Source organism: Corynebacterium sp. 22-2729, from assembly GCF_053479475.1.
On the sequence record NZ_JBRBCA010000012.1, the window covers coordinates 41889 to 61698 of the forward strand.

At 58.5% G+C, this 19810-nt stretch carries 14 protein-coding genes; 11 read left to right on the plus strand and 3 right to left on the minus strand.

What is annotated here, in order from left to right; translation table 11 throughout:
• Positions 1 to 2 precede the first annotated feature (2 nt).
• On the minus strand, positions 3 to 350 hold the full coding sequence (locus ACUY2T_RS09170; RefSeq protein ID WP_448308349.1) for a hypothetical protein: 348 nt from the start codon (positions 348 to 350) through the stop codon (positions 3 to 5).
• A gap of 61 nt (positions 351 to 411) precedes the next feature.
• On the opposite strand from ACUY2T_RS09170, the gene ACUY2T_RS09175 reads away from it, so the two are divergent.
• A complete protein-coding gene (locus ACUY2T_RS09175; protein WP_448308350.1) occupies positions 412 to 1665 on the plus strand; it encodes a DUF4185 domain-containing protein in 1254 nt (417 codons plus the stop codon).
• Between the two features lie 29 nt (positions 1666 to 1694).
• On the opposite strand, the gene ACUY2T_RS09180 is transcribed toward ACUY2T_RS09175, so the two are convergent.
• Entirely contained in the window at positions 1695 to 3011 is a 1317-nt protein-coding gene (locus ACUY2T_RS09180) for an acetyl-CoA C-acetyltransferase (RefSeq protein WP_448308351.1), read from the minus strand.
• 261 nt (positions 3012 to 3272) lie between these two features.
• Here ACUY2T_RS09180 and ACUY2T_RS09185 point away from each other — a divergent pair, with 261 nt between their 5' ends.
• Positions 3273 to 4595 (plus strand): 3-oxoacyl-ACP reductase, encoded by a 1323-nt coding sequence (locus ACUY2T_RS09185; RefSeq protein WP_448308364.1) that lies wholly within the window; start codon positions 3273 to 3275, stop codon positions 4593 to 4595.
• A gap of 44 nt (positions 4596 to 4639) precedes the next feature.
• A complete protein-coding gene (locus ACUY2T_RS09190; RefSeq protein WP_448308352.1) occupies positions 4640 to 5569 on the plus strand; it encodes a MaoC family dehydratase in 930 nt (309 codons plus the stop codon).
• 149 nt (positions 5570 to 5718) lie between these two features.
• Here ACUY2T_RS09190 and ACUY2T_RS09195 read toward each other — a convergent pair whose 3' ends face one another.
• Entirely contained in the window at positions 5719 to 7224 is a 1506-nt protein-coding gene (locus ACUY2T_RS09195; RefSeq protein ID WP_448308353.1) for an EsaB/YukD family protein, read from the minus strand.
• A gap of 117 nt (positions 7225 to 7341) precedes the next feature.
• On the opposite strand from ACUY2T_RS09195, the gene eccCa reads away from it, so the two are divergent.
• The 8 genes from eccCa to ACUY2T_RS09235 all read left to right on the plus strand — a co-directional run bounded on the left by eccCa (position 7342) and on the right by ACUY2T_RS09235 (position 19599).
• Positions 7342 to 11397, plus strand: coding sequence for a type VII secretion protein EccCa (gene eccCa / locus ACUY2T_RS09200; RefSeq protein ID WP_448308354.1), 4056 nt, complete (start codon positions 7342 to 7344; stop codon positions 11395 to 11397).
• A 277-nt stretch (positions 11398 to 11674) separates the two neighbouring features.
• Entirely contained in the window at positions 11675 to 12376 is a 702-nt protein-coding gene (locus ACUY2T_RS09205) for a hypothetical protein (protein WP_448308355.1), read from the plus strand.
• 3 nt (positions 12377 to 12379) lie between these two features.
• Positions 12380 to 12697, plus strand: coding sequence for a hypothetical protein (locus ACUY2T_RS09210; protein WP_448308356.1), 318 nt, complete (start codon positions 12380 to 12382; stop codon positions 12695 to 12697).
• A gap of 3 nt (positions 12698 to 12700) precedes the next feature.
• The gene (locus ACUY2T_RS09215; protein WP_434817236.1) at positions 12701 to 13006 is read left to right on the plus strand and encodes a WXG100 family type VII secretion target; all 306 of its coding nucleotides are present in this window, start codon (positions 12701 to 12703) and stop codon (positions 13004 to 13006) included.
• A 160-nt stretch (positions 13007 to 13166) separates the two neighbouring features.
• A complete protein-coding gene (locus ACUY2T_RS09220; RefSeq protein WP_434817235.1) occupies positions 13167 to 13502 on the plus strand; it encodes a WXG100 family type VII secretion target in 336 nt (111 codons plus the stop codon).
• A 48-nt stretch (positions 13503 to 13550) separates the two neighbouring features.
• Positions 13551 to 13844: a WXG100 family type VII secretion target gene (locus ACUY2T_RS09225; protein ID WP_034966005.1), complete on the plus strand. Its 294-nt coding sequence runs from the start codon at positions 13551 to 13553 to the stop codon at positions 13842 to 13844.
• Positions 13845 to 13924: 80 nt separating this feature from the next.
• Positions 13925 to 19153: a DUF6531 domain-containing protein gene (locus tag ACUY2T_RS09230; protein WP_448308357.1), complete on the plus strand. Its 5229-nt coding sequence runs from the start codon at positions 13925 to 13927 to the stop codon at positions 19151 to 19153.
• 8 nt (positions 19154 to 19161) lie between these two features.
• Complete coding sequence (locus ACUY2T_RS09235) at positions 19162 to 19599, plus strand: hypothetical protein (RefSeq protein ID WP_293792338.1); 438 nt, start codon at positions 19162 to 19164, stop codon at positions 19597 to 19599.
• Positions 19600 to 19810: the final 211 nt, after the last annotated feature.

Genomic DNA, 19810 nt, shown 5'->3' on the forward strand with positions numbered 1-19810 from the left:
GGCTACAGGGAACCGGAAATGGTGTTCCCGGCCAAACGGCACTGGTAGTAGCTGGCGGCGAGGTTGCCGAAATCGACGCGCAAAGCATTGGCCTTGTAGATATCCTGCTCCGCGACGGCGGCATCCCACTTCTTACGCACCTCGTCAATCTGCTGATTCAGGTTCTGGCATGCCTTCGGCACTCGCGAGGAGCTGCCGGAGCTGCCCGTCGCAGGCACCTCGACGGTGGGAAGCGGCTGGAGGGTCTCAGGTGCAGTGCCAGAGTCCGCAGCACCAGCGAGTCCCGCTGCAGTGGAAAGGGATAGGCAGGTATCGGCGACGATGGAAGCGATGCGAGAGGATTTTGCCATATGGGTGAATATAGCGAAGCTCCCCAGGCGGTGCAGCACAACATGTGTAAACATTAGCTTCATGAAGAACACATTCAGCGCCCGTCGCTCCCTCGCAGCTACCCTCTCCACCGGCACAATCCTCGCCACCGCATCCGTGGTGACCGCCTTTTCCACAGGTCACGCCGCCGCAGACCCGTGCTGGACCTACACCCCCACCATGAGCGATGGCCTGGCAGCTAGCAGCACCGGTTCCCTGGCAGGCAGCCTGGGTCAACCGCAATGGCTCACCGGTAAGCCCGAAGGAATGCCAAAGGTCACCGGCAACACCGAGGCACTGCATATGCTCACGGGGCGCTTTGGGCCAGATCGCACCGACAAGACCGGGCTTAGCTCCACCGACCTGGGCATCATGTGGGATTCCGGAGACGGGCGCGTGCTCGCCGCCTTCGGCGACTCCTTCCGCTGCGGGGCCGGTAACAATGGCTGGCACTCCAATGCGCTGTACGAAACGGACGACATGGACCCCTCTAACGGGATCTACCTGACCGGCCCTGCCACTGGAAGTCGCTCCGAGGAGTTCCTCCCCGCATCGCTGAAGATCGACGGGGTGGAGAAAACCATTATTCCTACCGCCGGCATTGAGGTTAACGGTGCACAGTATGTGGACTTCATGTCCGTCCGCGACTGGGGTCGCCCAGGACAGTGGCGCACCAACTACGCCGCGACCGCGAAGTCCACTGATGGCGGCAAGACCTTCTCTGTAGTCCGCGATTCCTACCGCAGTAGTTCCGTGGCCTCTGGGGATAGCCGCTTGCCAGACTTCCCCGCTCACTCCCCCGGCGCCGATAACTTCCAGATGACGGCCTTTGCTAAGCCTCCTCAAGGCGCGGCTGCCGAGGGCGGCTATGTCTACGTCTATGGAACGCCTTCGGGACGCTCCGGCCAAGCTCGGTTGGCGCGCATCAGCGAAGCGGACTTCCCCAACTTCAGCTCTGCAGAATTCTGGGATGGCCAAGGATGGACCACGCGAATGGACGCGGCGAAAACTGTGCTGGACGGGCGAGTTTCCGAACTATCGGTGCAGTACAACAAGCACCTCGGCAAGTGGTTGGCCCTGTACGAAACCACCCAGGGCATGGTACTGCGGCAGGCCGATAGACCAGAAGGACCCTGGAGCAGCGAGAAAACACTGATCTCCAGGGCCCAGGTGCCGGATATCTACGGCGGTTTCATGTACCCGCACCAGACTGACAGGAACCTGTACTGGGTAGCCACGTCGTGGAATAGCTACAACGCGGTGGTGTACAAGACCGATCTGGCGAAGGTCTTCTAGCGCTGCGAGAGCGCTAGGGCACTAGCGCACTAGCGCTCGATGATGGCGACGATGCCCTGACCACCTGCAGCGCAGATGGAGACCAGGGTGCGGCCACCGCCGTTTTGCTCCAGCACCTTCGCAGCGGTAGCGATGATGCGGCCGCCGGTAGCGGCGAACGGGTGGCCAGCTGCCAGGGAGGAGCCCTTGACGTTCAGCTTGTCGCGGTCGATAGCGCCCAGAGCGCCGTCCAACCCCAGACGCTCGCGGCAGTACTCGTCGGACTCCCATGCCTTCAGGGTGGCGCAGGTCTGGGAAGCGAAAGCCTCGTGGATCTCGTAGAAATCGAAGTCCTGCAGGGTGAGGTTGTTGCGCTTCAGCAGGCGAGCCACCGCGTAGGTCGGGGACATCAGCAGGCCATCCGGGGTCATGCCATCGCGACCGTTGATGAAGTCAACGGAAGCGATCTCGGAATCGACCAGGTAAGCCTTGACCGGGAGGTTGTGCTCTGCAGCCCATTCCTCGGAGGAGATCAGGACTGCGGAAGCGCCGTCGGTCAGCGGGGTGGAGTTACCGGCGGTCATGGTGGCCTTGGTGCCGTGCTGCTCGGCGTCCTTCTTGCCGAAGACCGGCTTCAGCTTAGCCAGCTTCTCGACGTTGGAGTCCGGGCGCAGGTTGGTATCGCGCTGCACGCCCAGGAACGGGGTGATGAGATCCTCGAAGAAGCCCTCCTCGTAGGCCTTAGCCAACTTCTGGTGGGATTCTGCCGCCAGCTGATCCTGCTCCTCGCGGGTCAGGCCGAACTCGCGGGCGGTGATGGCCGCGTGGTCACCCATGGACAGTCCGGTGCGGGGCTCGCCGTTGTTCGGCTGCTCCGGGGCCAGCTGGGAGGGGCGGATCTGGCCGACCAGCTTCAGGCGGTCGGTGGTGGTCTTCGCGTTGTTCAGCTTGATCAGGGTCCTGCGCAGCTGATCGTTAACAGCCAGAGGTGCGTCGGAGGTGGTGTCTACGCCGCCGCCGATGCCGGACTCAATTCGTCCCAGGGCGATAGCGTCGGCAACCTGCACCAGGGCAGCCAGGCCGGTGCCGCAGGCCATCTGCAGGTCGAAGGCCGGGGTGGTGGAGGACAGTGCGGAGCCGAGGACGGTCTCGCGGGTCAGGTTGAAGTCGCGGGAGTGCTTCAGCACGGCGCCGGCGACAACCTGGCCCAGCTCCTCGCCCTGCAGGCCATAGCGTGCGACCAGGCCATCGATGGCGGCGGTCAGCATGTCTTGGTTAGACGCGTTCGCGTACTCCTTGTTGGAACGTGCGAACGGGATGCGGTTGCCGCCCAGGATGGCGACCTTGCGGGGTGCTCCGTTAGTCATATTTTTGTGTCACTCCATCGAAGAATGTGAATTGAAAGAACGTTTTCCTACACGGTGTGCTCGATCACACCGTATGGTTATACATGAGAACATACATTGTCACGGCTATGCACGTGTACGTATTGCCGACAAGACTTGTATATTTCGCGCTCACTTGCCGCACATTGCGATGAGGAAGCGTAAATCTCCACGTAGTCTTCAACCACATACTTCTATCGACATGAGGAGTTTAAGCTAGTGCCTGAAAACCAGGATGCATACCTGAAGTTCATCAACTCGGATCTCGGCAAGAAGGTCTCCAAGCAGGTTGGCCTGCCGGTACCGACGAAGCTGCGTCGTTACAAGGAGGGCGAGCCCGCCCTGGACGGTCGCGTACTGCTGGGTGGCTCCGGTCGCCTGATCGGCCGTATCGAGGAGCTGCTTGCCGACGATTACACCGTCTCCACTTCTGCTGGCGACAACAAGTACGCCGGCTTGGTTTTCGACGCCACCGGCATCACCAAGCCAGAGGATCTGCGCCAGCTGTACGACTTCTTCCACCCGGTCATGCGCCAGCTACAGCCCTGCGCACGCCTGCTGGTTATCGGCACCACCCCGGAACTGATCAACGACGTTGACGAGCGCATCGCTCAGCGTGCTCTGGAGGGCTTCACCCGCTCCGTCGGTAAGGAGCTGCTGCGCGGCGCTACCATCCAGCTGGTCTACACCGCTCCGGACGCTGCCGCCGATCTGGCTGGCCTGGAGTCCACCCTGCGCTTCGTGCTATCTGCTAAGTCGGCCTTCGTGGACGCACAGGTTATTCGCGTTGACGCCCAGTCCGCGACCGCCCCGGCTGATTGGAACAAACCTTCCGAGGGCAAGATCGCTGTGGTTACCGGCGCTGCCCGTGGTATCGGTGCCACCATCGCAGAGGTGCTGGCTCGCGACGGCGCAAAGGTCATTTGCGTGGATATTCCGCAGGCTGGCGAGGGCCTCGCCGAGACCGCCAACAAGGTCGGCGGCACTGCCCTGCCGCTGGACGTTACTGCGGCAGACGCTGCGGACAAGCTGAAGGAGCACGCTGAGGCTCGCCACGGCGGCCCGATCGACATCATCGTCCACAACGCCGGCATTACCCGCGATAAGCTGCTGGCCAACATGGACGAGGGTCGCTGGGATTCCGTTATCGCCGTGAACCTGGTTGCACCGGTTCGCATCACCGAGAAGCTGCTGGAGAACGGTGGCCTGGCCGACAACGGTCGCGTCATCGGTGTGGCCTCCATTGCCGGTATCGCCGGTAACCGTGGTCAGACCAACTACGGTGCTACCAAGGCCGGCGTGATCGGCTTTGTCGATTCCTTCTCCGACAAGCTGGCTGACCGTGGCATCACTGTCAACGCTGTTGCTCCGGGCTTCATCGAGACTCAGATGACCGCTGCTATCCCGTTCGGCACCCGCGTCGGTGGCCGTCTGCTCTCCTCCCTGCAGCAGGGTGGCGAGACCGTGGACGTTGCCGAGACCATTGCCTACTTCGCTTCCCCGGCTTCCCAGGCTGTCACCGGTAACGTTGTCCGCGTGTGTGGCCAGGCAATGCTGGGAGCCTAAGCCGAGCCTCTTCGAGCGAGCTGTAGAGAAAGGAGCCACGACTAGTGGTTGACTACAAGAAGCTGGACTCCATCCCGGTTCTGATGGAGGAATACCGCAATGCAGTCAAGGATGTTGTTCCGGGTGTGGGTAGCTCCCGCAGCGCCAAGGAGAACCCAACGACTGCGTTCAAGGTTGAGGGCGTCAAGATCAACGTGCCCGAACTAGCGGCCTACAACGCGGCAACGGGTCTGCGTCTGCGCAACGAGCTGCCGCTGACGTACCCGTACGTGCTGAGCTTCCCTATCGTCATGAAGATCCTGACGGCCAAGGACTCCCCCGTCAACGCCGTGGGGCTGATGCACCTGACCAACCGCATCGAGCAAACCCGCGACCTGACCGTGGATGACGTACTGGATATCCGCGTACACGCGGAGAACCTGCGCCCGCACACCAAGGGCGTGTTGCTGGATGTTGTCACCGTTGTCTCCGTAAACGGCGAGGACGTATGGAAGCAGACTAGTGGCTTCCTATCCAAGGGTGCGAAGCTGTCTAGCTCCTCCCCTTACAAGGATCAGCAGCCGACCGACGGCCGTATTCTGGAGCCGGCTGAGTTCGACGAGTACAACGCAACTCCTACCGCGAAGTACCGCGTGACCCCGGCGGATATTCAGGAGTACGCGCAGGCTTCGGGTGATAAGAATCCGATCCACGTCTCCGGCATTGGTGCGAAGGCGTTCGGCTTCCCGGCCGTCATCGCGCACGGAATGTGGTCCGCCGCCACGATGCTGCGTGGCTTGGAGGGTGTGCTGCCGTCCGCCGCACGTTTCAGCGTGGAATTCGCCAAGCCCGTTACGCTGCCGACCACCGTGGCATTCTTCGCCGAGGCTGCGGGCGACAAGGCCTACCCGCGCCCCAGCGAGTGGGATCTGCAGCTGCGCAAGGCTTCCAAGTTGAAGACTCTGCACGCAGTGGGCAAGGTAGAGAAAATCTAGCCACCGTAAATTGAGTGGATCGAACTGGCTGGACAGCTGCCGTTTAGATAACTCTCGGTAGAATACGCTGGTTCTAAAAGAGCTCGTGGTGCGTACATCGCGCCACGAGCCTTCTTTTATCTATCGCCAGGGTTCTAGTAGAACGACGCCTAACTGACCGCCCAGTAGTAGGTCAGCACACCTTGCCCGATCAGGACGATTGGGATGAAGGCAAGGGACGCCACCACGTCAATGAATGTGATGACTTTGGCCATGCGAGCCTCGGCCAGTTCGTCCGGCTGACGATTTGCGATAAAGGCTAGAACAATCAGCGAGATGACGGTGACCAGGACGGCTGCAGCCCATGGTTGCCAACTATCAGTAGCACCGTTGAAGACCCACGCATTCACACCAAACTCATCAGTGGAGTCCTTGCCAGTCTGCGTTTGGTCGCCTGAGAGCCAATGCACGAAGCTGCCAGCGCTCATGGCGAGGCCAGTGATTCCGGCGATGAGCAGAGGGCTAATGATGCGAGCATCCGAAAAGCCATTCGTACGCAGGATCAAGATGATCGCCAGCAGGGCTGCAATGAGCCCCTGTTGCCAGTAGCTGCTTGAGTTGAGAACAAGAACAATGAGGGCGCCCATGATTGTTGCGGCCCAGCTAATACCGCGACTAATTGCTTCAGTGCGCAGGGCGGCAGCGCGAATGGATTCGCGGCTAATGGATTCACCTGCGTCACTGCGACGCAGCATCGCGGCAAGCCCGGTGCTACTGATGGCAAGAGTCGACGTGGTCAGTAGCATCGCAATAGGCAGCCAAGCTGTCCACGCAGCCAGCGCAAAAGGACTTGCTCCAAGGAAGGTTGCCAGGCCGAAGACCGCCGCAGCAATGGCGACGATTCCGGCTGCAACCGCTGTAGCTGTCGCTTGCCTACTCAGCGCGATCCAAGCTGCGATGGCTGTACAGAGCGCAGTGATGCTAATTGTCCAGGCTAGTCCTGGCGCACTTTCCACGGGGCGTAACACGGCTGCAGAGACAATGAACCCAAAGATAGGCAGGGCCCACGCCAACTTCTGTGCCCACGGACGGGGCTTCCACAGGGCAATCCCGATTGCCAGGAGGGTCAGGATAGTAGCGGTCACGACGCTTGTGATTCGACCTGAATTCCACGCCTCCACAACGTGTCCGCCGGCTGACGAGCTATGCCCAAAGCCAAGCCCTGCGAGACTACTACCCCACACACCCTTGAGTGCGACGAAGCCAACCAACGTAATAGTGGCCAACATAGTTGCCAGCAGTCCATCCGTGCGGGTGGTTCCAGACCACGCAAACTGGGAGGCTCCAATGGTGCTGCGCATTTCGGCCATGATGTCATCGACAAATGGTGCGTGGGCGGCTTCAGCTCGCTGCGACAGGTAAAGCTTGTGCCCGTCCAGCACCTCATAGTCTTCGAGAGAGCGCTCAGCGTTGATAATCCCCGTTTCTGGGGAGGACAGTACCCACAGGTGCGCGGTAGCTTCCACGTCTGCGGTAAATTTGGAATCTGCTACTCGTCCCCGGAACAGTTCCACCACGTCATCGAGGTAGTCGATAACGGGCCTGTGTGCTGGGAGGCTGACATCCAGTTGATGGTCTTGCCAAAACACACTTAATCTCACAAACATCGCAGACATAGTAGTAATGATTACATGGATTGTCGTGTGGCACGTGGCTGGGTGCCCTTGTATGCGCCTAGTGGCCGATTGTCCTGTTGATCCCCGATACGTGCGTAGAGAGTTTTTGCTGAAGTAATGTCCACCAAAATTATTCACCGTCCGGCCCGCGCGAATCGAGCCATAATGCCACAAGGGCCGTTGGAGTTGGCTCAGATTCCAACGATCCGTTCCAATGGCGCGGCGGCGAATGCGGTTACGTTCCTGCTACCAGTTATTGGTGGCATGGGCATGGTGCTCATGATGATGTCGTCCGGCAACCCTATCCGCATGGCCATTGGCTCGGTGATGTTCGTGATGGTGATTGTCAGCGCGCTGGTGATGTTCGCGCGTTCGCGCACGGGCAAGCGCAAGGAGGCCGAAACAGCCCGCGTTCGTTTCTTGGAGCACCTGAAGGAAATGGAGGCGAAGGCAAAAGACAAGGCAACTGAGCAACAAAAAGTCGCAGCAATGCGCAGCCCCGAGCCAGGCGCGCTGCAGGATGCCATTCGAAATCCCTTCCGTCTGTGGGAGCGGCGTCGTGGTGACGAAGATGTTTTGGTCACCCGCATCGGATCAGGAACGTGCCAGCTGGCGTGCGGCATCAAGGTGAAGGAGGCCACGGATCCTTTGGCCATTCCGGAGCCGATCTCCCAAGCGCACGCCGAACGCATGCTGAAGCGCACTCAAACCGTGGAGAATACTCCCATCGCCATTCCCGCCCGTGGCGTGGTCAGTTTGGTGGGATCCCCACAGCTGACAACGGAGGCCCTCCGCACGATTGTCACCCAGGCGGCGGTGTTTCATGCTCCTGACGATGTGCGTTTCCACTTTGCATTGCCGTTGGCTGATCATGCGGATACGGCAGATTGGGCGCTGTGGCTTCCTCACGTCTTGAGTGAGGACGAGTTTGATGGCCCTCTGGGTAAGCGCCAGGTGAGCCACGATGAAAATTCCGCCCAATCGTTGCTTCAGGAGGTGGAGCGCCGCAATGACGAGTTGAAGGAGCGCGCCCGGTACCAAATGAGGTCTCTGGAGGAGCCTTTCATTGTGGTGGTGCTGAACATGGACTCCGAGCATGGGCGCTGGCTGGAGGGCCAGTTGTCTCAGGTGTTGAGCCTGGAGAAGGCCCGTATTGCTGTGCTGGCCACGTCTCTGCGTCAGCAGGATGAGCCGAGCCACGTGGACGTCCGTGTATCCATTGAGGATTCCCGCGAATTCCAGGTTCAGCTGATCGACCGTGGTGAGGTGCGCGAGCCCAAACCTGGCGAGGATGGCTTTGTAGAGCGCATGCTGTATGGAGGCTTCCGTGGCCGGTTGGATCAGGTCTCCCCTGCCTTAGCGGAATCCGTGGCGCGTTCGCTTTCACCTCTACGCTTGGTGGAGGATGCCACGCCCGACGCTCCGCTTGAACAGACCATCGGCTTGGATGCGATGCTAGGCATTGATGACTTTGCTACCTACGACATTGCCCACCAATGGAGTCCGGGCGGCGCGGATGAGTTCTTGAAGGTGCCTTTCGGAATCGACGCCGAAGCGCAGCCGATCTACCTAGATATCAAGGAATCGGCGAAATCCGGAATGGGGCCACACGGCCTATGTGTGGGTGCGACCGGTTCGGGTAAGTCTGAGGTGCTGCGCACCATCGTTTTGGCTCAGGTCATCAACCATCATCCCGATCAGCTGTCGCTGGTTCTGGTGGACTTTAAGGGTGGCGCGACCTTTGCCGGCTTGGAGCCACTCCCTCACACGGCTGCGGTGGTGGATAACTTGGCGGACGAGGCTGGCCTGGTGGATCGCCTGCATGATTCAATTTTGGGCGAGATTCAGCGTCGCCAGCATGTTCTGCAAAAGGCTGGCAACTTAGCCAATGTTGCGGAGTACAACGCCATTCGACAAAAGCAGATCGACCAGGATGGCTCAACCTCCATGGATCCTCTGCCCGTCCTGTTTGTGGTGATTGACGAGTTTGGTGAGCTTCTGGCTGCCAAGCCGGAGTTTATCGAATTGTTTGTGCAGATCGGACGCATCGGCCGTTCCATTGGTGTGCACCTTCTCTTGGCTTCTCAGCGTTTGGAGGAAGGCCGCCTGCGCGGCTTGGAATCTTACCTGTCCTACCGCATAGGCCTGCGTACGTTTTCCGCGTCCGAATCCCGCACGGCCATTGGTTCCACGGCAGCCCACGAGCTTCCCCCAATTCCCGGTTCGGGCTATTTGAAGGTGGATCCGGATATCTTTGACCGCTTCAAGGCCGCTTATGTGTCGGGACCGTACACATCCTCCGCATCCCAGGAGGAGCGCGAGCTTCCACCTGTTCCGATGCCTCTGGAGCTAGAAAATACGACGGAAAGCTGGCTGCAGCAGCGTGTTGAGGCTCACCAGCTCTCGCTGGCTACGAATGCCAAGAGGTCGGCGGATATCCAACCGACGGTAGAACCAACTACGACGTTGGAGCTGGTTGTGTCCCGCTTGATCCCCGCTGCGGAACCTACCCGTCAGATTTGGCTTCCTCCGGTTCCTGACAGGATCGATCTTGGCTCGGCATTGGGCCAGGTAGAGCTCACATCTGACCGCGGCATGCGTGCCCAGCGCACCGGTCAACTGCAGATTCCACTGGGGCTAAAGGATAAGCCTTTGGAGCAGTGGCAGGGCCCGCTTGTTGTCGATTTGGCGGGTTCGCAGGGCAATGTCGCTATCATGGGTGCTCCCCAATCGGGCAAGACGACAACGGTGAAGTCCCTGGTTCTGGCCACGGCTCTTACGCACACTCCTGCGGAAGTGTCCATGTACATCGCGGACCTGAATGGTTCGGCGTTCACCGCGTTTGCAGAGCTTCCTCATGTTGGTGATGTGGCAACTCGTTTTGATGAGGATAAGCTGCGCCGCATGTTTTCTGAAATGCTGCAGTTCCTCGCCGATCGCGAGCGTATTTTCGCTGAGCATCACTTGTCCAGCGTGGAAGATTTGCGGGTTGCACACGCGGCGGGTCGTCTTCCGGAGCTGCCCAGCGCGGATGTCTTCCTCATTATCGATGGCTGGGCCACTCTTCGTCATGACTTTGAGGATCTGGCAGAGCAGGCTCAGAACTTGGCTGCCCGTGGCCTGGGCTATGGCGTACACGTGGTGTTTGCAACGGGACGCTGGGCAGATTTCCGACTGCAGCTGCAGGCTGTAATTGGCACAAAGCTGGAACATCGCCTGAATGATCCTCTGGATTCTTCAATCGGGAAGAAGCCACAAGAACAGTTGGCGGGTCAGCCGACGGGTCGCATTTTGTCGGCGGACAAGCTGTTCTCCCATGTGGCAAGCCCTGTGCTGAACCAGCCAGATGTGGTTCGGGAGCAGTCCATGCAGGCGTTGATTTCCGCGATTGCTCAAGCAAGCCCATTTAAGAATGCGCCTGCGGTACGCATGTTGCCGGAGAAGGTAATGCTGCAGGAGTTGATTGAGGCCAGCGGCGGTCAGCCTGCTGTGGTGGCGTTGGCGGAATCAACGTTGCAGCCGGTGCGCTTCGATTTGGATGGCGCTCAGCGTCATTTGTTCATTGTGGGTGAGCATGCGTCAGGCAAGACTACGGCGCTTCGCGCGTTGATGTCGGAGGCAATTCGTGGCAAGCAACCGGGCCAGGTGATGTTTGGTATTTTCGACGCCCGCCGCACCTTGCTTGGCGAGTGTCCTGAGGAGTTCCTGGGTGAGTACGCTGGCACAAAGTCCGCGGCGGAGTTATTGGCAAAAGGTATCGCTAAGGAGCTGGAGAGGCGTTTGCCCCCTGCGGATGTAACGCAGGAGCAATTGCGCAATCGGTCGTGGTGGCAAGGCCCCGAAATCTACATTGTGGTGGATGACTTCGAGCAGTTCGAGGGAACCAATAACCCGCTCCGGCCACTGGTGCCCTTCCTCTCCCATGGCACAGATATTGGTCTTCACGTGTGGATTGCACGCCGCGCGGCTGGTGTGTCGAGAGCCACGTATGACACTTTTGCACAAGGCATCCGGGACAACGGTGCAAATGGTTTGCTGCTCAGCGGCGAGAAGCAAGAAGGTGCTGTATGGCCAAAGGTCTATCTGCAGCAGCTCCCGGCTGGCCGCGCACAGTGGGTGCGTGGCTCGGGCCGTGTGGAGTTGGTCCAACTTGGTTTCTGCTCCCCCAATTAGAGGGCACCATAGGTAAACCTAAAGCGAACTACACCTTATATAAACCTAATTTTCACATAAGATTTCGTCCGGCGGTTAGTCCAAAATATTATCTAAACATACCCAAACCGTGCTGTCATACCTGCAGATTTCCCATCGCTTAGGATTCTCTAATCCAAGTTCCCCGACCTTCCCTTTTATCGAGATTTGCCATGCGATCTCGAGGCTCAGCTGGCATGCTCGAAGAGGTATTCAAGATTGACGGTGCGATTGAGTGAATTAAAGAGGAGAAGGCTTTATGGCCAATTCGGTCACCTCGCCTGTGCGGTTCCACCCGGACGCCCCACGTCCACGGTTCCTTTGGCAAGCCTCCCTACCCACCAACTGGGTTCGTATTGACACTCATCCAGAGGCTTCACCACACCGTTTGTCCCAGATTGCGGAGAATTACATTCCTGGCCACCGCTTGAAGCGAGCCGAACAAAAGCTGGTGCTTCAGCAGCTCGAGCAGCTGGTTAAGGCTGCCCGCGATGGAAACATTCTACTAACGCTCATCCTCCCTGGCCTGTCGGAGGATGGGGAAGCAACGTCGGCCACACTGCTCTTGCGGTGGTACGACAGCTCCCCTGAGTTTGCTAGCCTGCGCACCGTGGAGCAGGCATTTTCTACGAAGGACGCGACCACACAACAGTGCACAACCCCTAAGGGAACGGCCTATCTGTATTCATCCAACACCACTCAGACGGGTCCAATATCTCAGCGGCGCAAGACATTTTACCACCAGGCGTTTCTTCCCATTCCCTCCACCACCTGGACGTTGGTCATTTCTGGAACGGCTCCAGATGAGGAGACTGGTGAATTGCTGGGCAACATCGTAAAGCGTGTGGCCAACAGTGTTCAGGCACATCCAGAGACGTTGGGTGAAACGTTTGAAGGTCTGGATCTACTCGATTCGAATTTCTTCGCTGGCAGCCAGGAAGCTTTGCAGAAACAGGAGTAAGGCATGTCCGATTTCATTCAAGTCCCTTTGCAATCTCTGCGTGATATTGCAAACAATCTCGCCGGAATGAAGGCCGATCTAGAAGGCGATAAGACAGGCGCCGACCTTCTGTCCGGTGTGGACACCGTCCACGGCCACAAGATCCAGCAGGCGGTGGCCGAATACTTCGGCGAGTGGGATGGCCCACGCAAGCGCCTTCTAGAAAACGTCGGGAAGTTGGGCGATGTGTCGGGAAAGATCGCCGACGTCACTCAGCAATACGATGACGAATCCGCAAATGGTTTCAACCAGTTTGCCGCCAAGCTCAAGGGAAAGGAATAGCACATGTCTGGCGCTACGTATTATGCGTTCCGCGATTCGGCGGCAGATTCCACAAAGGGCGATATCAAAACGGTGATGGGCGAAATCGCGAATACTTTGGAAGACATCGACAACTCGATTGAAGATCTTCGTGGCGGTTGGGAGGCTACTGAGGCCGATGCGTACTACGAGATCATCACCAAGTGGAAAGAAGGCGCCACCAATTTGAAGGACGTCCTCGCGGACGTTCAAGATGCCTTACAAAACATGAAAGATGGCAATACACAGCTTCGCGAAGGAATTTCCAAAGTGCTTGATGAAACCAGTTAGCTCAGTGAGCTAATGTCACGCGCGGGGTGCATGCGGGTGAAGGTCGGAAATCTTCTCTCGCGTTTGTTATTCCAGCACCGAACTGACTGCGCACCAACCTGTACAAGTTTTTCACCACTATTGACGAGCCCGTGTTGTCGGACTCGCGCAAGGAGTAATCATGGGTAGCGAACACCTTTCCGTTGAACACAGTGCCGTTTCTGGTCACGTATCTTCTCTGCAGACCAACCACCAGAACCTAATGGATCAGTCTTCTAAGTTCTTGGAGGCTTTGGAGCCGTTGAAGGGATCCTGGAAAGGATCCTCTGTTGGCGCTTGGGACAATATGACTCAGGCATGGTCGGACAACATGGATCAAGTTAAGCAGGCTTTGGAAGAGCTGACAGGTCGCGTTGATGAAGCTGGCAAGTCCTACCAGTCGGGTGAGGAAGAGCAGACCAACGCGCTGCAGCAAAAATTCGCCGGCATGAATTTCCAGCAGGGCAACATTCTCTAACCAACCACTGTCACCACATCTTCATTCGTAGAAAGGTTAACGTCCACCATGGCTGTGTATGCATACAACAATTCCGATGCCGAGTCCACGTCTGGCGATCTCAATGGCGTAATGAACCAGATCGAGTCCACCCTGTCGGAGATGGATTCTGATATTCGCAAGCTAGCTTCCAGCTGGGAAGGCTCCGAGCAGGAGGAATACTCCCAGGTTCACGGTAAGTGGTCTTCCGCTGCACATAACCTGAAGGAAATTCTGGGCCAGATTCGCGGCGCGCTGGACGAAAACACCCAGTCTGTCGCTGAAACTCGTGGTCGCGCTTCCCAAGCCATCGCTGGTTCCTAAGAGGGCTAGACCTTCTAGCCTCATCTTTCTATTTCCCCTTTTCTTTAGACCTGATTAAGACCAGAGGATTTTAGCCCGTCATGCCTGCACTGCCGCTGCTTCCTTTTGCTACGTACGCCGTTAAAAACTTCCACATTGGTGGAAACGTTGTCGCAGTCGGCGAGTCCGCGCGCCGGTATACCCATTTTGGTTCCCAAGCGTCGCTTGCCGCATCTGCCATGCGGACTATCAATGATGGCGGGTTCGAAGGCTCCGAAGGCGACCGTTTCAAAGAACTGCTAAATGCAGACTTCCCTAGCCACCTGGATGTCACCGGCGAGTCACATTCTGGTGTTGGGCGAGCCATCGGCCTTTATGAAGGTGCATTGCAGACTGCCCAAACTGAGATGGGCACGCTGGCTGGCACGGCAATGGGTACTCACGCTGAGCACCAGGCGGCAGTTGTGGCGTTTAATGCTGCTGAGGCCAATGCCGCGCGTGCTCGCGTAACGGCAACTGCTGCAGCCGCTACGGCAGTGGGCACCGCAATGGTTCCTGGTGTTGGCGCTGCCACAGCAGCAGCTGCGGCATCAGCTGAGACAGAGGCAAATGCCGCTCACACTGCGATGGAAGCCGCACGGCTCAAGTTGGATACCATACGCGCTGTGTGGGATGGTCATATTTCATCGTCCGATACCATTAAAGCCACTCTCGGCGGCGAAGTTGATTCTGCGGTAAGCATTATCGCAACGCAGGCCAGGGCAGACTTTGACGATAATCCGAACTGGCTGGAGCGCGCATGGCAGAAGACCAAGGATTGGGTGTCTGATCATGCTGACGTTCTCGCCGCTATTTCTGACATCATGCAGATTGTCGGTTCCGTTTTGCTCCTTGTTCCTGGTCTTCAGGCAATCGGCGCTGGTCTGTTGATTGCTGGCATTGGGCTGAAGGCTTTGCTTGCTGCCACGGGCAATGCGTCGTGGGGCGAAGTACTTTTCGACGTAGCGACATCGTTGCCGTTTGCCGGTATAGCCAAACTTGCGAAAGCAGGAAAGCTTGGCAACACCGTTGCCAAGGCAACTCACGGCATGGGCAAGGCTGCGTCCGCTGTTAAGGCGGCGGCGAAGTCCGGTGCCAACTCAGCTGCACTGAAGATGGCGGATGGAGCCAGCCCTGTCGCAGGAGAGGCTGGCGAAAAACTCGCCAAGTCTCACTATTCAAAGATCACCCGCGGCGACCATACTCACTGCGCTGCTGAGCCTGTCGATATGGCGACAGGCAACATGGTCGATTTCACTCAAGACATCAACATCCCTGGCATCTTGCCGCTGATCATCGACCGAAATGCTAATTCTGCGCACGAGTTGGGACGAGCTTTGGGCTCCAAGTGGGTCTCGCGCATGGATGTGCATATTGAGATCTTGGATGACGAAGTCCTCATGGTCTCCCCCGATGGTGCACTGTTGACGTTCCCGCCAGCCCCAATGGACGGATCCGAGGTCCGCGCGGACGGCCGCGCGTGGCTGCTTTCCTTTGCAGATGGTGCTTACCGTGTGCGCAATGTCGCGGAGGGAATCACCTACGTATTTTCTGTTTCTGGTGACGGGAGCTACGTCACTACATCGGGCGTGGAGGATCGCTCCCCTGCAGCTGGTGGACACTCGGCTGGAGCAGGGTTGCGCACCGGTTCTTTCGCCGCTGATCTTGGTCTGGGCTTCACCGTTGGTGTGACGGCGTTGGTTCATCACACGGGCGCGGCCATTACGTACTCCTGGGATCAGGCAACTGGCCAGATGCGAGACATCACGCGCAGCGATGGAACTCACTTGTCTTTGGTCTGGGATCACGCTACGAACCGTGTAGCTTCCATCTGGGTCGATAACCAGCAGACCCACCCTGACGAAGCACCTCAGCGGCTGATCTCTTATGAATACGACGCTGCAGGTCAGCTCATTCGCGTGGTGAATTCCCATGCTGGTGTGTTGAGCTACTTCTACGATGAGCAAGGCCGTACTGCTGGTTGGCGTGACCGGAATGGTGCTGCGTATCACTACCGCTACGATGACCACGGACGTGTCACCGCCCAAGTCGGCACCGGTGGTATGTTCCCCAACATCCTCTACTGGGGCGACGACACCGGCGACGACGCACCCCTCGGCGGCACCGTCTGCGTACTCATCGAAACCGCCGGCGAATTCACCGGCAACCCCCTAGACACCGGCGACAGCGTCGTTGACACCTACCTCGACCGCCTCCACAACCTCCCCCTCTACCAAGCCCTCCTCAACGGCGGACTCCACGAAGCAGGACTCACCGGCCGCGGCCGCACCACCAACCGCAACACCACCGACTGGACCATCCCCACCAACTGGCTGACCGACGACCTCCTCGGCGACATCCGCCCCACCGTCTACCGCGCCACCGCCTCAGGCGACGTCTGGCGCATCATCACCCCCGAAGGCGCAATCCAAGACACCACCTACACCAACCACCACCTCCCATCCACCATCACCAACACAGCCGGTGCCACCACCAGCTACACCTACGACGACAACGACCTCATCACCCACACCACCTACCCCGACGGGACCACCACAACCATCGAACCCGGCACCTGGGGCATGCCAGTACGCATCACCGGACGCGACGGACACACCACCGACTACCACGTCGACGCCTTCGGCATGACCACCGCGGTCACCACCGCCGACGGAGCCACCACCTGCTACACCTACGACTACCGCGTCTCCGGCATCACCCCAGCCAGCATCACCAACCCCGATGGAGCGACCACCCACATCGACTGCGATAACGCAGGCCGCACCATCGCCATCACCGACCCCGCCGGCCGACGCACCAGCCACACCCTCAACGTACGAGGCCTTATCACCGACACCCTCGACCCAGACGGCAACACCACCCGTATCGACTACACCCCCGAAGGCTGGCCCACCACACTCACCCATCCTGATGGCACCACCCTCGCCGCCACCTATGACGGCGAAGGCAACCAACTATCGTCAACGAATGAAATGGGTGCGACGACCACCACCACCTACACCGTCTTCGACAAACCCGCCACCACCACCGACGCCACCGGCGCGACCACCACCATCACCTACAACACCCAAATGCAACCCGTGGCCATCACCAACGCCGACGGCCACACCTGGACCTACACCTACAACCTCGACGGGGACATCACCCAACAAACCGACTACAACGGTATCGTCACCACCAACACCACCAGCCCCGACGGGCTCGTCTCCACAATCACCACCCCAGCGGGAACAACCACCACCACCCGTAACCAGTTGGGACTGACCACCAGCATTGATGATGCGTCCGGCACCACACTGTTTGACTACGATCCCTTCGGCCGCCTGACCAGCATCACCAACCCGGCTGCCACCATCACCTACACCCGCGATACCTACGGCCGAGCCATTAGTGAAACCACACGCCTGGCCAGTGGTGAAGAAACCCGCCACACTATCGATCTCTCCGCCACGGGCATGGTCACCGGCGAACACCTCACCCTACCTGCGGCTGGCACCATCACCACCGGCTACGGGCGTGATGCTGCTGGTGAGATCACCAGCAGCACCATCACCCAACACACCACCCCAGCGGTCACTCATGACCGCCACACCGATACAAGCACCCCGGCAGGCCTGGATCACACTGGTCGGCTGCTTGCCGAGCTGACCTACACCACCAACACCCGCGGCCACCGCGCCACCACCGCTATCGACAACCTGGTACGCACCATTGACATCGATACCCGTGGACGTATCACTGGTGATCACACCAACCTGTTGGATTCGGCAACACCTGGCGGGCTTGCCCCTGTTGCTGGTCGTGACTTCACCTGGCGAGCAGACTCCACCCTCACTGCCATCACCGACCAACTGCGTGGCACCACGCGTTTCACCGTCGACGCGATCGGCCGCGCTACCAGTGCAACCCGCACACCCCACACCAACCCCAGTAACCAGGCCACCACCCCACCACACACTCCTGCGCGAGCAGGCACTCCAGCACAATCAGGCAGTGCCACCTCCGGGGTGTCCGCCCAGGAGAACTACTCCTTCACCCCGGCAGGTGTGCTGGCCTCTACTGCTGACGGGGTCATCGACTACCACAACACCCTGCCGGTCAAAGTCGGCCGGACTACCTACACCTACGACGCTGCAGGCCGTATCACCCGCACGGTAACCAAACGCCTGGGTAAGAAACCGTTGGTGCACCACTTCTTCTACGCCACCGGTGAACAACCCATCGGCTTTACCTCAAGTGATGCTCCCGGTGTTGGCTACCGCTACATCTACGATGGTCTCGGCCGACGTGTCGCCAAAGACACGATCAACACCACCACCGGAACCGTCATTCACCGTGACGTGTTCACCCACACCGGTAACCAACTGGCAGCTGTCACCACCACCATCAACACCACCGATCCGGCACGTGTAGGTGAAGGCTTTGTGTGGACTACTGACCCTGCCACGGGTGAGACACACGGCCAGATCGCACTAACCACCCGTGACAACACCGACACTCCGGTGAACCCTGCGGCTGGTTGGTCGCAGGCCCGGGTTGATGCGACGTTCTACGCCCTGGTGTGCGACCTAGCCGGAGCACCACAGGAACTGGTCAACACCACCACCGGCGTCGTCGAAGGACACACCACCCAAACGTTGTACGGCAAACGCACGTGGTCCGGTCGGTGTACCAGCCCGTTGTTGTTTGCAGGCCAGTATGAGGATGCTGAATCCGGGTGGGCGTACAACCGCTTCCGCTATTACAACCCCACCTTGGGTGCCTACAACGCCCAAGACCCACTCGGACTCGCCCCACGACTCGCATCAGCCCAGGGGTATGTCGACCACGCGGCATACTGGGTGGATCTGCTCGGACTTGCTAGCTGTGGACATCCACGACATGGACGCCCAACACCTGACACAGAAGGACCACTACTTCCAAATGGCCAATTTGAGGTACCAGCCTTCGAAGTAAGCAAGTCAGCAGAACCAGAAGTTGCGCGTACCCTAGAAATGGCAATTCAACAAGACCAACCGACCCTACTTCAAAGAACGACCGACAAATCAATCATCCGCCAAAATAGAGCCGAAGCAACCAGAGGGTGGGATTACACTAAGGGAAGCCCTGATGAATTTCCATACGCATCAACTATGCAAGGAGGCAAAGGAGCCACTGTAAACGGAGTTTCTACACTGGCACAGAACAAGCAGGGAGGCCGTCTACGTGGCTTCTACAGGCGAGAAAATATTCAGAACGGTGACTTCTTCCGAGTGAAGCTAACAGAATAGGACAATCAATGCCGAAAATAGAGCTAGACATTGAACCAGAGCTAGCTGGCGTGGAGTTTTTTGGATCTCAAGACGCAAGCGACGACCTCATCTGGCAGACCACTCCTCTAGTGGGCTTAGCAGACGGTGCGATAAGTCTCGGCATCAAAGAACTGACAGAAGACGAAACTTTCCACGTAACAGTAGAAGTAACCTCCACACGGCGCATCCTCCAAGATGCATTTCTTTCACACGACCTTTTGATAGATTCCGAAGGCCTTGAAATAGCAGATGTTCTGAAATCAAATCCGGAAGGTAGAGAAGGAGTTGTTGGACGGATCTTCCGTTTACCTTGGACAGGTAAGACAACCCTGCAGTTTCAATCTCCTACTGGCTTTGCGACCGATCGCGACGGACATCGGGTTCCGACATCACTCTTTGTACTCGTCTGCCCGTCTTTCAACTAGTCACAGCGAGAAGTACAACTTATCTCTTCCATTTTCACCCACACCGGTAACCAACTAGCGGCTATCACCACCACCATCGACACCGATCCGGCACGTGTGGGTGAAGGCTACGTGTGGACTACTGACCGGCTACTGGTGAGACTCACGGCCAGATCGCACTAACCAATGGCACCAGTGGCACCGGTGACGCCAACGACACTCCGGCGAACCC

Excerpts from the sequence above, each read along its gene's own strand:
- ACUY2T_RS09170 (WP_448308349.1), bottom strand. The coding sequence starts at position 350 with ATGGCAAAATCCTCTCGCATCGCTTCCATCGTCGCCGATACCTGCCTA.
- ACUY2T_RS09215 (WP_434817236.1), top strand. The coding sequence starts at position 12,701 with ATGTCTGGCGCTACGTATTATGCGTTCCGCGATTCGGCGGCAGATTCC.
- ACUY2T_RS09175 (WP_448308350.1), top strand. The coding sequence starts at position 412 with ATGAAGAACACATTCAGCGCCCGTCGCTCCCTCGCAGCTACCCTCTCC.
- ACUY2T_RS09210 (WP_448308356.1), top strand. The coding sequence starts at position 12,380 with ATGTCCGATTTCATTCAAGTCCCTTTGCAATCTCTGCGTGATATTGCA.
- ACUY2T_RS09220 (WP_434817235.1), top strand. The coding sequence starts at position 13,167 with ATGGGTAGCGAACACCTTTCCGTTGAACACAGTGCCGTTTCTGGTCAC.
- ACUY2T_RS09205 (WP_448308355.1), top strand. The coding sequence starts at position 11,675 with ATGGCCAATTCGGTCACCTCGCCTGTGCGGTTCCACCCGGACGCCCCA.
- ACUY2T_RS09225 (WP_034966005.1), top strand. The coding sequence starts at position 13,551 with ATGGCTGTGTATGCATACAACAATTCCGATGCCGAGTCCACGTCTGGC.
- ACUY2T_RS09235 (WP_293792338.1), top strand. The coding sequence starts at position 19,162 with ATGCCGAAAATAGAGCTAGACATTGAACCAGAGCTAGCTGGCGTGGAG.
- ACUY2T_RS09230 (WP_448308357.1), top strand. The coding sequence starts at position 13,925 with ATGCCTGCACTGCCGCTGCTTCCTTTTGCTACGTACGCCGTTAAAAAC.
- eccCa (WP_448308354.1), top strand. The coding sequence starts at position 7,342 with ATGTCCACCAAAATTATTCACCGTCCGGCCCGCGCGAATCGAGCCATA.
- ACUY2T_RS09195 (WP_448308353.1), bottom strand. The coding sequence starts at position 7,224 with ATGTCTGCGATGTTTGTGAGATTAAGTGTGTTTTGGCAAGACCATCAA.
- ACUY2T_RS09180 (WP_448308351.1), bottom strand. The coding sequence starts at position 3,011 with ATGACTAACGGAGCACCCCGCAAGGTCGCCATCCTGGGCGGCAACCGC.